2 protein-coding genes are annotated in these 15,866 nt (G+C 72.2%); both read right to left on the bottom strand.

Annotation, left to right across the window (positions count from 1 at the left end; all coding sequences use genetic code 11):
* Positions 1-18 precede the first annotated feature (18 nt).
* Positions 19-1,653 carry a DHA2 family efflux MFS transporter permease subunit gene (locus J7462_RS29345; RefSeq protein WP_219469041.1) on the bottom strand — a complete coding sequence of 545 codons (1,635 nt, stop codon included), beginning with the start codon at positions 1,651-1,653 and terminating at the stop codon, positions 19-21.
* Positions 1,654-1,715: 62 nt separating this feature from the next.
* The gene (locus J7462_RS29340) at positions 1,716-15,845 is read right to left on the bottom strand and encodes an SDR family NAD(P)-dependent oxidoreductase (RefSeq protein WP_219469037.1); all 14,130 of its coding nucleotides are present in this window, start codon (positions 15,843-15,845) and stop codon (positions 1,716-1,718) included.
* Between the last annotated feature and the right edge of the window lie 21 nt (positions 15,846-15,866).

Raw genomic sequence — 15,866 nt, 5'->3', positions numbered from 1 at the left:
TCTCGGGTGTCAGCCGTGCTACGTACGGCTTGCCTCGGTCGGGGCCACCGCAGCCGCAGCGGCCGGCGCCGGTGCGGGCACCGCGGTGCCCGGCGGGGTCGGGGCCGGGGGCCGCCGCCGGACGAACGTGGTGAGCACCGCCGCGACCACGACGATGGCGATCGGGAAGAGGAAGTTGGTCTTCAACATGGACAGGAAGGCATGGTCGTACACGTTGGTGAAGACCGTCGCGATCTGGGCCCGGAGCTGGTCCGGCAGGTCGCCCGGCAGGTGGCCGAAGATGCCACCGGGACCACCGGCCCCGGCCTGCACCCCGGCGTCGACGAACCGGTCACGCACGTCCGCCGGCAACTGCCCGGCCTGCGCGGTCGCCTCCTCCCGGACCGTGGTGGCGAGCCGGCTCTGGATCAGCGCGCCGACGATCGCCAGACCGAGCACCGAACCGAGCTGCCGCACCGTGTTGTTCAGCCCGGACGCCGCTCCGGCCAGCCGCGGGTTGACCCCGCGCATCGCCTCGGTCGCCATCGGCGCCAGCAACGACCCGGTGCCGGCGCCGGCGACGAGCAGACCGGGCAGGAAGGTGTACCACTTGCTGTCCAACTGGGCCAGGCTGACCAGGATGACCATGCCGATGGCGTACATGGTCAGACCGAAGAGCAGGACGAACTTGCCGCCGATACGGTCCGACAGCCGACCCGCGAACGGGGACACGATGATCGCGACCAGCGGCGAGGGTGCCAGCGTCAGGCCGGCGTGCAACGCGTCCATCCCCAGGACCTGCTGGAGGTAGAGGTTCATCGGCAGGACCAGTCCGAGCATCGCCATCGAGACGACGGCCGCGTTGATGCTCATGATCGTGTAGTTGCGGTCCCGGAACAACGCGAACGGCACCAGCGGTTCGTCGTCCTGCTTGGTGCGCTGGTGGGCGATGAAGACGCCGATCAACACCACCCCGACCGCGAGCAACGCCCAGATCTTCGCGCTCCAGTCGTAACGCTCCCCCTCGTTGAGGGCGAACACCACGCAGAACAGCGCCGCGGTGGCGATCAGCACGCCGACCACGTCGAAGCGGTGCTTGCGGTCCGGCTTCATGTTGGGGATGAGCAGTGGGGTCAGCACCAGCACGGCGATGCCCAACGGCACGTTGACGAAGAAGATCGACCGCCAGCCGAAGGTCGACACCAGCAGACCGCCGAGGGTCGGACCGGAAATGGTGGCGACACCGGCGACCGCACCCCAGACGCCCATGGCCGTGCCCCGCCGCTGCGGCGGGAAGATACCGATGATCATCGCGAGGGTCTGCGGCACCATCATCGCCGCGCCGATGCCCTGCACGGCCCGCGCCCCGATGAGCTGGCCGGGGTTCTGTGCCGCACCGCAGAAGACGCTCGCCAGGGTGAAGAGCGCCGTACCGGTGAGGAACAGCAGCCGTGGTCCCTTCAGGTCACCGAGCCGCCCGGTCGTGATCAACAGGACGGCGAGGACCAGCGAGTACGCGCTGATCACCCAGAGCACCTGGTTGAACGAGGCGCCCAGGTCGGACATCACGTCCGGGATGGCGATGTTGACGATCGTGAGATCCAACAGGGTCATGAAGAAACCGATCGACAGTGTCGCCAGCACCGCCCACGGGTTTCCGCGCAGCCTATTCAAGATATTTCCCTTCCATGCCTCATGATGCGGTTGCCGGTGCCGACCACACGGTCGCGTGCCGGTCAGGGGAGCCGATCCGGATGCGGACCGCTGAGCTCCCGGTCCAATGTGTGAAACAGGTCGTCGTCGTCGATCGTGTCGAGTTCGTCGGCGCCCCCGGCGGCTTCGTCGCCGCCCTGCCGGCCCTGCCAGTTCCACAGCAGATTCCTCAGTCGCTCACCGATGTCGTCCTCCTCCCCGTCGGGGATGTCGCGGGTGGCCAGCAGAGCGTCCAGCCGGTCCAGCACGGCCAGCACCGCTCCGGCGGGTTCACCGGTCTCCGGCACCAGACGGGTGCCGATCTGCTCCGACAGCGCCACCGCGGTCGGAAAGTCGAAGACGAGCGTGGTCGGCAGCCGCAGTCCCGTGACGGTGTTCAGCCGGTTGCGCAGCTCCACCGCCGTGAGCGAGTCGAAACCCATGTCGCGCAGGCTGCGCTCGTCGTCCACGACCTCCGCGTCGGTGTAACCCAGGACGCCGCGGATCTCCGTGCGGACCAGGTCCAGCAGCCGCTCGCCACGCTGCTGGGTCGACAGGGCGGCCAGGCTGTCGGTGAGACTGCCCGGGTCGTTCCCGGGGGCGGAGCTCACGGCCGCCGCCCGGCGGGCCGGCACGGGCACCACGGGAGCCAGTGCGGTGAGGACGTCCGGCAGCCCACCGGCCCCGGCCGCCGCGCGTAGTGCCGCCGGCGCGAACGCCGCAGCCACCACGACCGGCGGGAGGTACGGGTCGACCCCGGCGAGCGCCTCGTCGAGCAGGCCCAGCGCATCGGCCGCGGCCATCGGGGAGATGCCGATGCGGGCCAGCCGGGCCCGGTCCGCCGCGCCCAGCTCGCCGGCCATACCGCCGGTGCCCCACAGCCCCCACCCGACGGCCAGGCCGGGAAGTCCCTCGGCGCGACGCTGCCCGGCCAGCGCCTCCAGGAAACCGTTGGCCGCCGCGTAGTTGGCCTGACCGGCGGTCCCGACGGTGGCGGCCACCGACGAGAACAGCACGAAAGCCGAGAGGCGTCGACCCCGGGTGAGTTCGTGCAGGTTCCACGCGCCCCGGGCCTTGGGGCGCAGCACGGCGGCACAGCGTTGCGCGGTCAGCCCGGTGAGCACCCCGTCGTCGAGCACACCGGCGGCGTGGAAGACCGCACCCGGCTGGTACGCGTCGAGCACCTCGGCCAACCGGTCCCGGTCGGCGACGTCACAGGCGACGACGGTGGCGGTGGCACCGGCGGCGGTCAGGTCGGCGAGCAGTTCCGCCGCGCCGGGCGCCTGCGGGCCGCGCCGGGCGGTCAACACCAGCCGACGGACACCCTGTGCGACGAGGTGCCGGGCGAGCACGGCCCCCACCGCGCCGGTCGCACCCGTGATCAGCACGGGGCCGTCGGCGTCGAGCCGGTCACCCGTCGTGGCCGTCGGGTCCGGCCGGTCCCCGGCGGTCCGGGCCGGGGCGGGAAGCGGGGCGAGCCGGGGAGCGAGGGCGACGCCGTCACGCAGGGCCAGCCGGGGATCCCGGGCGGCCAGCGCCATCGGCAGTGCGGTGATCGAGGCCGGCGTGCCGTCCACGTCGACCACCGTGATCCGGCCCGGGTGCTCGCTCTGCGCGCTACCGAGCATCGCCCACACCGCGGCCATCGCCGGATCGGGCGTCTCACCCGGGCGCGCGGCGACCGCCAGCTCGGTGAGCACCACCAGACCGACGTCCGCGAGCAGGTCGTCGGCCAGCCACTGCTGCAACAACTCCAGCGTGTCGGCGACGGCCCGTTCGGCGGCCAACGGCGGTGCGAGCGCGGCCATCGCCCGGCTCGTGGCGATCGAGGAGACCGCGTCGACCACGATCACCGACGGCGGCGGGGCCCCGTTCGTCACCGCCTCGTGGACGGCCGTCATGTCGACGAAGAGGGCTGCCGGGCCGAGCAGCTCCGCCGCCGAGTCGGCCAGGACGCGACCGTCGTCGAGCACCGCCCACCGGGGGTGCGGGCTCGGGTCGACGGCCGGCAGCGCCACGGGGTGCCAGTCGAGACGGTAGAGGCCACCAGTCGGCCCGCTGTCCGGCTGGTACGGCCGCAGGGTCAACTCGTCGATGTCGGCGATCGGCGCACCGGCGGGGTCCACCAACGACACGGAGACGGTGCCGGCCCCGGAGCCCGGCGCGAGCCGTACCCGGGCGGTGGTCGCGCCGCCGGCGTGCAGGGCGAAACCGGCGACGGTGAACGGCAGGTGCAGCCGGTCGGTCGGTGGGACGCCGAACGCGACGGCGCGCAGTGCCGCATCGAGCAGCGCCGGGTGCAGGCCGAAACCGGCGGCGTCGGACGACACCTCGTCGGGCAGGGCCACCTCGGCGTAGTGGACGTCACCGGCCCGCCACAGCGCCCGTACGCCCGCGAAGGCCGGGCCGACCGCCAGGCCGGCGGCCACCAGGTCGGCGTGCAGGGCGTCCGGGTCCACCGGCGACGCCCCGTGCGGCGGCCACGGCGCGTCGCCCTCGGGCCACCCGGCGGGCGTGGCCGCCTCGGTGCCGAGCACTCCGTCGGCGTTGAGCCGCCACGGCGTGGAGCGGTCCTGCGGCTGGGTGTGCACGGTGAAGGCCCGACGCCCCGACCCGTCGGCCGGCCGGACGGTGACCTGGAGCCGGACGGCCTCCTGCGCCGGCAGCACGATCGGCGTCCGGAAGGTGAGCTCGTCGACCCGCCCGCACCCGACCTGGTCGCCAGCCCGGACGGCCAGGTCGGCGATCGCCGCGCCGGGCAGCGTGACCACCCCGCCGACCGCGTGGTCGGCCAGCCACGGCTGGTCGGCCACCGAGAGTCGACCGGTGAGCAGCTCACCCGCCCCGTCGGCCAACTCGACCACGGCACCGAGCAGGGGGTGACCCGCGGTGTCCTGGCCGGCGGCGCGGGTGTCCCCGACCGGGGCCGGGGCGTCGAGCCAGTGCCGCGTGGCCTGGAACGGGTAGGTGGGCAACGCGACCAGCCGGCCGGCCGGATTGCGCGCGGCCAGCACCGCCACCGGGTCGGGGTGTTCGACGTTGGCCAGTACCGTCGCCACGGCCGCCGCGAAGGTGTCCTGCTCCGGCTGGGTGGTCCGCAACGCGGCCACGGTCACCGGTGCCGGCTCCGCACCGCCGATGCTGCCCTGCACCATCGCGGCGAGCACCGGGTCCGGTCCCAGCTCGACGAAGATCCGGACCCCGTCGGCGTGCAGGGTGCGGACCCCGTCGTGGAACCGGACCGTGCCGCGCAGGTGACGGGCCCAGTAGTCGGGTGAGGTCAGTTCCTCGGTGGTGGCCGTGCGACCGGTGACGTTGGAGACGATCGGGATCTCGGGTTCGTGGAAGGTCAACTCGCCGGCGAGGCGGACGAACTCCGCCAGCACACCGTCCATGTGTGCGGAGTGGAAGGCGTGGCTGACGCGCAGCTGCCGGGTGCCGAGGCCGTCGGCCCGGCACCGCTCGGCGACCCGCTGCGCCGCGTCGGCGTCGCCGGAGACGACCACCGACTCCGGGCCGTTGATCCCGGCGATGCTCAACCGGTGCGCGTCCGGCCCGAGCAGGGCGGTCACGGTGGCCTCGTCGGCCCGGATCGAGATCATCGCGCCGCCCTCGGGGGCCGACTCCATCAGCCGGCCGCGGGCCGCCACCAGCCGGCACGCGTCGGGCAGGGTGAGCACCCCGGCCACGTGCGCGGCGACGACCTCACCGATCGAGTGGCCGATCAGCCGGTCCGCGACGATGCCGGCCCGCTCGACCAGCCGGTAGAGCGCCGTCTGCACGGCGAACAGGGCCGCCTGGGTGTAGCGGGTCCGGTCCAGCAGCGCGGCGTCGGCCGAGTCGGGGGCGGCGAAGACCACTGCGCGCAGGGGACGGTCCAGGTAGGGGTCGAGGTGGGCGCAGACCGCGTCGAAGGCCGCTGCGAAGACGGGTTCGGTGGCGTACAACTCGGCGCCCATGCCGGGACGCTGGCTGCCCTGCCCGGTGAACATCAGGGCCAACCCGCCGGGTGTGCCGCGCCCGGTGACGACGCCGCCGGCCACGCCGCCGTCGGCGAGCGCGGACAGGCCGGCGAGCAGGCCGTCGTGGTCCCGGCAGACCAGCACCGCGCGGTGCGCGAACACCGCCCGCCGACCCAGGGTGTACGCCGTGTCCGCGACCAGCGCCCGCTGCCCGTCGGAGCCGGGCGGCAGGTCGGCCAGGGCGGCGGCGAACCGGCGGGCCTGACCGCGCAGTGCCTCGGCGGTACGCGCCGAGAGGGGAACGAGGACCGGGAGGGCCGACGCCCCGGCACCGCCGTCGTCCGTGCCCGGCGCTACCCCGGCCGGTTCCTTCCCCGCGTCGGCGGACGGGCTGTCCGGGACGTCGTCGCCGGGGCGTCCGGCCGGCGCGGGAGCTTCGACGATGACGTGGGCGTTGGTGCCGCTGATGCCGAACGACGAGATGCCCGCCCGGCGGGGACGGTCGGCCACCGCGACCCAGTCCCGGGCCTCGTCGAGCAGGCGGACCGCGCCGGCCGACCAGTCCACGTGCGGCGTCGGCTCCTGCACGTGCAGGGTGCGCGGGAGGGTGCCGTGGCGCATCGCGAGCACCATCTTGATCACACCACCCACCCCGGCGGCGGCCTGCGCGTGGCCGATGTTGGACTTGAGCGAGCCGAGCCACAGCGGCGTCTGCGGGGAGCGTCCGACGCCGTACGTCGCGATGAGGGCCTCGGCTTCGATCGGGTCGCCGAGCCGGGTGCCGGTGCCGTGGGCCTCCACCGCGTCGACGTCGACGCCGGTGAGCCCGGCCGAGGCGAGCGCCTGCCGGATCACCGCACGCTGGGCCGCCCCGTTCGGCGCGGTCATCCCGTTGCTGGCCCCGTCCTGGTTGACGGCGGAGCCGCTCAACACGGCGAGCACCTCGTGCCCGTTGCGTTCGGCGTCGGAGAGCCGTTCGAGCAGCAGCAGACCGACCCCCTCGGCCCATCCGGTGCCCGTCGCCGACGACGAGAAGGCCCGGCACCGGCCGTCGGTGGAGAGCGCGCCCTGCCTGCTGAACTCGATGAACGTCTTGGGGGTGGCCATCACGGTGACACCACCGGCGAGGGCCATCGTGCACTCGCCCCGACGCAGGGCCTGCGCCGCCAGGTGCACCGACACCAGCGACGAGGAGCAGGCCGTGTCGACGGTGACGGCCGGCCCCTCCAACCCGAAGGTGTACGCGATGCGTCCCGAGGCGACACTGCCGGCACTGCCGTTGTAGAGGTAGCCCTCGGAGGACTCGGGAGCGGTGGCGAGCCGGGCCCCGTAGTCGCCGTACATCACCCCGACGAACACGCCGGTACGGCTGCCGCGCAGGGTGGCCGACGGCAGGCCGGCCCGTTCGAACGTCTCCCAGGCGGTCTGGAGCAGCAGCCGTTGCTGGGGGTCCATCGCGGCGGCCTCGCGGGGGTTGATGCCGAAGAAGTCGGCGTCGAACCGGTCGGCGTCGTAGAGGAAACCACCCTGGTCGGCGTGGCTGGTGCCGGGCCCGTCCGAGCCGGAGTCGAGCAGACCGGACATGTCCCAGCCCCGGTTGCGGGGGAACCCGCCCACCGCGTCCACACCGTCGGCGACGAGCCGCCACAGCTGTTCCGGGGACTCGACACCACCCGGGTAGCGGCAGCCCATCGCCACGATCGCGATGGGTTCGTCGGCCGGCCCGACCGTCGGGGCGACCGGCGTCGGGGCGGGACCGGTGCCGCCGGAGACCCGCTGGTCGAGGTGTTCGGCGAGCGCGGCCGGGGTGGGGTGGTCGAAGACCAGGGTGACCGGCAGGGTGATCCCGGTGGCGGCCCCGATCCGGTTGCGCAGCTCGACCGCGCTGAGCGAGTCGAAGCCGAAGTCCTTGAAGGTGCGGTCGGCCTCCATCGTCCCGGCCGGGTCGTGTCCGAGGACGGTGAGCACCGCGCCGCGCAGGAGCTCGGTGACCGCCTCCCGACGCCGGGCCGCAGGGAGCGCCGCCATCCGCCGCTCCCAGGACTGACCGGCGTCGACACCGGCGGTCGCCCGCACCCGGCGTGGGGCGACCCGGACCAGGTCCCCGAACAGGGCGGGCAGCAGCCCGGCGGTGGCCTTCGCGCGGAGCGCGGCCTCGTCCAGCCGGGCGGCGACCACGGTCGCCGGCAACGGGTCCGGGCCGGTCGGGTGGCCCGCCCGGACCGCCTCGAACAGCGCCAGGCCCGCCGCCTCGTCCAACGCGCCGATCCCGTCGCGGCCCAGCCGGTTCAGGTCGGTCCGGCTCAGGTGGGCGGTCATGCCGGAGGCCGTGGCCCACAGGCCCCAGGCGATGCTGGTGGCCGGCAGGCCGTGGGCGCGTCGGTGAGCGGCCAGGCCGTCCAGGAAGCCGTTCGCCGCCGTGTAGTTGGCCTGACCGGCGTTGCCCAGGGTCGCGGTCACCGACGAGAAGAGCACGAACTCGGCCAGGTCGAGGTCGCGGGTCAACTCGTGCAGGTGCCACGCCGCGGTCTTCGGCCGCAGGACGGCGTCGAGCTGCTCGGGGCGCAGGGAGGTGAGCAGTCCGTCGTCCAGCACCCCGGCGGCGTGCACCACGGCGGTGAGCGGGTACGCGGCGGGGATCGCGTCGAGCAGCCGGGCGAGCTGCGTCCGGTCGGTCACGTCGCAGGCCGCCACCTCCACCCGGGCGTCGAGGTCGCCCAGCGCGGCGGTCAACTCGGCCATCCCGGGTGCGGCGGCACCGCGCCGGGCGACGAGCAGCAGCCGCTGGGTGGGATACCGGGTGGCCAGGTGACGGGCGAAGACCCCACCGAGCACCCCGGAGGCACCGGTGATCAGGACGGTGCCGTCGTTGCGCGTCCCGGCGGTGGCCCGCGAGGCGTCGCCGGGTGGGGCGAGCCGGGTGAGCCGGGCCCGGTGCTCGACGCCGCAGCGGATGGCGAGCTGCGGCTCGGTGCCGAACCCGGCGACGGTGACGGCGGCCCGGGAGCGCTCGTCGGCGTCCAGGTCGATCAGCACGATCCGGTCCGGGTGCTCGATCTGGGCGGTACGCAGCAACCCCCACACGGCGGCGGCAGCCGGGTCGACGTCCTCGTCGGGCCCGACCGCGACCCCGCCACGGGTCACCACGACCAGCTTCGACGGGTGGGCCCCGCCCGGGGACCCGTCGGTGCCGGCCCCGGTCAGCCAGTGGGTGACCTCGGTGTGGACCTCGTGCACGAGCAACCGGGCGGCCTCGGCGGCGTCGCCGTCGGTGGTGGTGCCGACCCCCCGGTCGGTCAGGTCCAGCACCTGCCGGTCGGGTGCATCCGCCGGGTCCGCCGCAGCGGGCTCCCGGTCACCGGAGGGTGACCAGGTGATGGCGTACAGGCCGCCGTCGGTGGCGGGTCCCCGCAGGCCGCCGGGGATGGGCCGCATCACGAGCGTGTCCACGGTGGCCAGCGCCGCGCCGGTCGGGTCGGTGACGACCAGGTGCAGGACACCGGGTGCGGTCCGGGTGAGCTGGACCCGGGCCGTGGTCGCCGCCGTGCGGTGCAGCGCGACGCCGGACCAGGCGAAGGGCAGCTCCACCGGTGCGGCGGGTGCCTCCGGGTCGGTCAGGCCGGCGTGCAGGGCCGCGTCGAGCAGCGCCGGGTGGATGGCGAAGGCGGTCACCTCGGCGTGCTGCTCGGCGGCGAGCGTCACCTCCGCGAAGACCTGGTTTCCGCGCCGCCAGGCGGCCTGTACGCCCTGGAAGGCCGGGCCGTAGTGGTAGCCCCGGGTAGCCAGGTCGGAGTAGAGCTCGACGCAGTCGAGGGGTTCCGCGTCGGCCGGCGGCCAGGTGTCGGCCAGGCCCTCGGCCGGTGCCCGGTCGTCACTGTCGGAGAGGACACCGGCGGCGCACGTCGTCCAGTCCGTCTCGCCGGAGCCGCTCCGGGCGAAGATGGACACCGGCCGGCGACCGGCGTCGTCAGCGGCGTCGACCACGGCGCGCAGTTGCACGGAACCGGTGGTCAGGACGAGCGGCTGGTGCAGGGTCAACTCGTCGACGTGGCCACAGCCGACCTCGTCACCGGCGCGCAGTGCCATGTCGAGAAAGGCCGTGCCGGGCAGGACGACCGTGTCGCCGACCGCGTGGTCACGCAGCCACAGCTGGTCGGTCAGGGACACCCTGCCGGTCAGTACCACCCCGCCGGAGCCGGGCAACTCCACCGCGGCACTGAGCAGCGCATGGCCGGTGGCGGTCGTGTCGTCGCCGGTGTTGCGGGGTGCCTCCAACCAGTACCGCTCCCCCTGGAACGCATACGTCGGCACATCCACCAACCGACCCGCACCCACCACCCCACGCCAATCAACCTCCACCCCCGCAACAAACGCCTCACCCAACGACAACAACACCCGACCCACACCACCCTCACCCCGACGCAACGTCGGCACCACCACACCACCCGAACCCACCACACCCAACGACTCCCGCAAACCCACCGACAACACCGGATGCGGAGAACACTCCACAAACCGCGTAAACCCATCCCCCAACAACACCCCAACCACCTCATCAAACCGCACCACCGACCGCAAATTCTCAAACCAATAACCACCCCCCAACTCCACCCCCGACACCACACCACCCCGCACCGACGAATACACCACCACATCCCCCACACCACCAACCACACCACCCACCAAACCCAACAACTCATCCCGCACCACATCCACCACCGGATGATGCGACGCATAATCCACCGGCACCCACCGACACCACACACCCCCACCCTCCAACAACCCCACCAACTCACCCAACAAACCCACCGGACCACCCACCACACACGACCCCGGCCCATTCACCACACACACCACCAACTCACCACCAAAACCCACCAACCACGAACCCACCTCCCCCACCGACAACCCCACCGACACCATCCCCCCCAACCCCGCCAACCGCTCCCCCACCAACCGCGACCGACCCACCACCACACCCAACGCCACCTCCAACGACAACACCCCCGCCACACACGCCGCCGCCAACTCACCCTGCGAATGCCCCACCACCGCATCCGGCACCACACCCGCAGCCCGCCACACCTCCGCCAAACACACCATCAACACAAACAACGCCGGCTGCACCACATCAACCCGCCCCAACCACTCCTCCCCACCCTCCAACAACACCCCACGAACATCCCAATCCACCAACCCACCCAACACCCCCACACACTCCTCAAACCGACCCCGAAAAACAGCATCACACTCCCACAACTCCCGACCCATACCCCACCACTGAGACCCCTGACCCGGAAACACAAACACCGTCCCACCCGACACCACACCACCCGACACCACACCCGACGACACCACACCCGAACCCGGAACCAAACCCGAACCCGGAACAGAAACCGGAACCGGAACCAAAGACGAACCCGAAACCGAAGCAGGAACCGATACCGAAGCAGGAACCGAATCCGCAGTCGAAGCCAAAGTTGCAGTCGGAGCCGCATTCGGAGACGGAGACGCAGTCGCATTCGCAGTCGGAACCGGAGACGTGGTCGAAGTCGGAGCCAGAGACGACACGTAATCCGCACCAGAACCCAACGCCGTCAAACCCGCAACCAACTCCGCCCGAGAATTACCCACCACCACCGCACGATGCGCAAACCCAGCACGACCCGCCAACGTCCACGCCACATCCGACAACGACACCCCACCACCAACACCACCCAGAAAACCCGCCAACCGCACCGCCTGCGCCCGCAACGACTCCACCGACCGCGCCGACAACACCAACGGCACCGGCCCCACCGGCTCATCGTCACCCGACACCGCCACCGGCTCCGGCTCGAACTCCGGCGCATACTCCAGAACCACATGCGCATTCGTCCCACTGATCCCAAACGACGACACCCCCGCCCGACGCGGCCCCACACCCCCCCACACCCGCGCCTCAGTCAACAACTCCACCCCACCCGACGACCAATCAACATGCGGAGTCGGCACATCAACATGCAACGTCTTCGGCATCACCCCAGCACGCATCGCCAACACCATCTTGATCACACCAGCAACACCCGCCGCCGCCATCGTATGACCAACATTCGACTTCAACGAACCCAAAAACAACGGACGCTCCGCCGAATGCTCCCGACCATACGTCGCCAACAACGCCTGCGCCTCAATCGGATCACCCAACCTCGTCCCCGTACCATGCGCCTCCACCACATCCACCTCACCCGCCGACAACCCCCCATTCGCCAACGCCTGACGAATCACCCGCTCCTGCGACGGACCATGCGGAGCCGTCAAACCATTCGACGCACCATCCGAATTAACCGCACTACCCCGCACCACCGCCAACACCCGATGCCCATTACGCCGCGCATCCGACAACCGCTCCAACACCACCACACCAACACCCTCACCCCACCCCGTACCATCCGCCGACGACGAAAACGCCTTACACCGACCATCCCCCGACAACCCACCCTGACGCGCAAACTCCACAAACATCCCCGGCGACCCCATCACCGCAACCCCACCCGCCACCGCCAACGACACCTCACCCGACCGCAACGCCCCCACCGCCTGATGCACCGCCACCAACGACGACGAACACGCCGTATCCACCGACACCGCCGGACCACCCAAACCCAACACATACGCCACCCGACCCGACACCACACTCCCCGCCGAACCCGTCAACACATACCCACCAACACCCTCCCCCGCCTCCCACAACCGCGGCCCATACTCCAAACCCATCACCCCCAAAAACACCCCCACCCCAACACCATCCAAACCAACACCCAAACCCGCACCCTCCAACGCCTCCCACACCACCTCCAACACCAACCGCTGCTGCGGATCCATCACCACAGCCTCACGCGGAGACACCCCAAAAAACTCCGCATCAAAAACCCCCGCACCCTCCAAAAACCCACCCCACCCCGGCACCCCACCACCCACCAAACCCTCCACATCCCACCCACGATCCACCGGCCACCCACCCACCACATCAACCCCACCCAACACCACATCCCACAAATCCCCCGGCGAACCCACCCCACCACCAAAACGACACCCCATCCCCACAATCGCCACCGCCTCACCCACACCCACACCCGAAACACCCACACCCGAAACCCCACCCACCACCAAACCCACCAACCGCTCCGCCACCAACACCGGAGTCGGAAAGTCGAAGACCATGGAGGCGGAGAACGACTGGCCGGTTTCGGCGGTCACGAGGTTGCGTAGTTCCACGGCGGTGAGCGACGTGATGCCGAGTTCCTTGAAGGTGAGACTGCCGTCGACGTCGGCCAGGTCGGCATAGTCGAGCGTCTCGGCCACCAGGCGACGTACGAGCAGTTCGGCGGCGGGCCGGCGCTCGTGCTCGGGCAGCGCCAACAGCCGCCCAGCCCAGCTGGCCGGGTCGACCTCCGCCGCCCCGGTCGCGGGTGCCTCCGGCGCGGTCGACGGAGGCACGTCGACCGGCACGGCGGAGCCGGCGGTGGAGGCGGTGGCGGTGGCGGTGGAGGCGGTGCCGGCGGAGGAGGCGGCGGTGTCGATCCAGTACGGTCGCCGCTGGAACGCGTAGGTCGGCAGGTCGGCGCGGTCCGCGTCCGGCCACAGTGGGGACCAGTTCACCGGCACACCGTGGGAGTGCAGCCGGGCCAGCGCGGTCAACGCCGTCGTCGGCTCGTCGCGGTCCCGCCGCAGCAGGACGGCGTACGCCGTGTCGTCGGAGCTGCCGGAGCCGGCGTCGTGCTCCGCCTCGGCCAGCCCGGTCAGCACCGGGTCCGGGCCGAGTTCCAGGAACGCGGTGACCCCGGCCGACCGCAGCGTACGCAGGCCGTCGAGGAAACGGACGGGTCGACGGATCTGCGCCGCCCAGTACGTCGGGTCGGTGTATTCGGCCTGCACCAGCTTCCCGGACACGTTCGACACCACCGGCACCTGGGGCGTCCGGGCGGGTATGCCGGCCGCGACGCGGGTGAACTCGTCCAGCGCCGGGTCCATGTGGGCGGAGTGGAAGGCGTGGCTGACCCGGAGCCGTCGGGTCTTGACGGCGAGTTGGTCGAAGCGGGCGGCGAGGTCGGTGACGGCGTCGGCGTCGCCGGAGACGACGACCGCGTTCGGGCCGTTCACGGCGGCGAGGTCCAGCCGTGCGGCGAAGTCGGCGAGGTGGGCGGTCACCACGTCCTCCGGCGCGGCGATCGCCAGCATCGCGCCGCCGGCCGGCGCGGCCTGCATCAGTCGACCACGGGCGGCGACGAGCAGACAGGCGTCGGGCAGGGACCAGACCCCGGCGGCGTACCCGGCGGACAGTTCACCGATCGAGTGACCGAGCAGGTAGTCGGGGCGTACCCCGAAGGAGACGGTGAGCTGGTGGAGCGCCGTCTGGAGGGCGAAGAGCGCGGGTTGCGTGTAGCCGGTCTGGTCCAGCGCGGTCGGATCGTCCCAGACGACCTCGCGTAGCGGCCGGTCCAGGTGCCTGTCGAGTTCCGCGCACACCTCGTCGAACGCCTCGGCGAAGACCGGCGAGGCGTCGTACAGGTCGCGTCCCATCCCGGGGCGTTGCGCGCCCTGCCCGGTGAACAGGAAGCCCAGGGTGCCGGTGTCGGCCCGACCGGTGACCAGTCCCGCCCGGCGACGGCCGTCGGCGAGGTCGGCCAACCCGGCGAGCAGTTCCGCACGGTCGCGGCCGACCACGACGGCCCGGTGGTCGAAGCCGCTGCGGCCGGCCAGCGAACGGCCGACATCGCCGATCGGCACCGTGGGCCGGTCGGTGAGATGGTGGTGCAGGCGGTGCGCCTGGGCGCGCAGCGCCGCCGGGGTACGACCGGACAGCGGCCAGACGACCCGGGCGACGGCGGGTGCGGCCACCGGGGTGCCCGACGGCGTCCCGGGCCCGTCGACGGACGTCGGGGCGTCAACGGCGGCGGGCGGCGCGGGCCACGGGCCGAGGACCAGGTGGCAGTTGGTGCCGCCCATGCCGAACGACGAGACGCCGGCCAAGGGCCGGGTGACGGGCCAGACCGCGAGGGTGGTCTGCACGGTCAGTCGGGTGGCCGCGAAGTCGATCGCCGGGTTGGGCGTCTCATGGTGCAGGGAGGCGGGAATCAGCCCGTGCCGCAGGGCGAGCGCCGTCTTGATCAGCCCCACCACCCCGGCGGCGCCCTCCAGGTGGCCCACATTGGTCTTGGCCGAGCCGACCAGCAACCGGTCACCGGGTGCCAGTGCCGCGCCGACCACCGCACCGAGTGCGGCGGCCTCGATCGGGTCACCCACCGGGGTTCCGGTGCCGTGCAGTTCCACGTACCCGGTGTCGGCCGGGTCGGTGCCGGCCCGGGTGTGCGCGAGCTGGACGACCTGCTCCTGGCCGGCCTGGCTGGGCGTGGTCAGGCCGTCGCCGCCACCGTCGTTGTTGACGGCACCGCCGTGGATCAGGCAGAAGATCCGGTCGCCGTCGGCGACCGCGTCGGCGAGCCGCTTCAGCACGACCAGGCCACCGCCCTCACCGCGGACGTAGCCGTCGGCGTGGGCGTCGAACAGGTGGGTACGCCCGGTGGGTGACAGGCCACCGAAGCCGCGTACGGCATCGGTGCTCTCCCCGGTGAGGATCAGGTTGACTCCGCCGGCGAGCACCATCGTGCACTCGCCGGCGTGCAGCGACTCGATCGCCCGGTGCACCGCCACCAGGGCCGACGACTGGCCGGTGTCGACCACCATGCTCGGCCCGGCCAGGCCCAGCCGGTAGGAGACCCGGTTGGCGATGACGCTGCGGTGCAGCCCGGTCAGCGTGTGCGGGCCGGGGTCGCCGCCTCCGCGCCGGGTCAGGGTGGCGTAGTCGTCCTGGATCGTGCCGATGAACACCCCGGTCGACGAGCCGCGCAGCGGCGTCGGGTCGGCGCCGGCGTGCTCCAGCGCCTCCCAGGCCAGTTCCAGCATCAGCCGCTGCTGCGGGTCCATCGCGGCGGCCTCGCGGGGCGACACCCCGAAGAACGGGGCGTCGAAGCCGGCCACGTCGTCGAGGAAGCCGCCACGACGGACCGTGCCCGGGTCGCCGGACCAGCGGTCGGCCGGCGCTTCCCGGATCGCCTCCTCCCCGCGTACCAACAGGTCCCAGAACTCGTCCGGAGAGGCGGCGCCGGGGAATCGGCAGGACATTCCGATGACCGCGATGGCGTCCTGGTACGCGGGGGCAGTGCTTCCCATGGATGGCCGTCCCTGTTCGAG

The sequence above is a fragment of the Micromonospora sp. RL09-050-HVF-A genome (assembly GCF_019374995.1).
Lineage (GTDB): Bacteria > Actinomycetota > Actinomycetes > Mycobacteriales > Micromonosporaceae > Micromonospora > Micromonospora antibiotica.
Note: the sequence above shows the minus strand (reverse complement) of the source record. Positions and strands in the feature narration are given on the sequence as shown.

Bases quoted from the DNA above. Each gene is read 5' to 3' on its own strand.
- J7462_RS29340 (WP_219469037.1), bottom strand. From the start codon at position 15,845: ATGGGAAGCACTGCCCCCGCGTACCAGGACGCCATCGCGGTCATCGGA.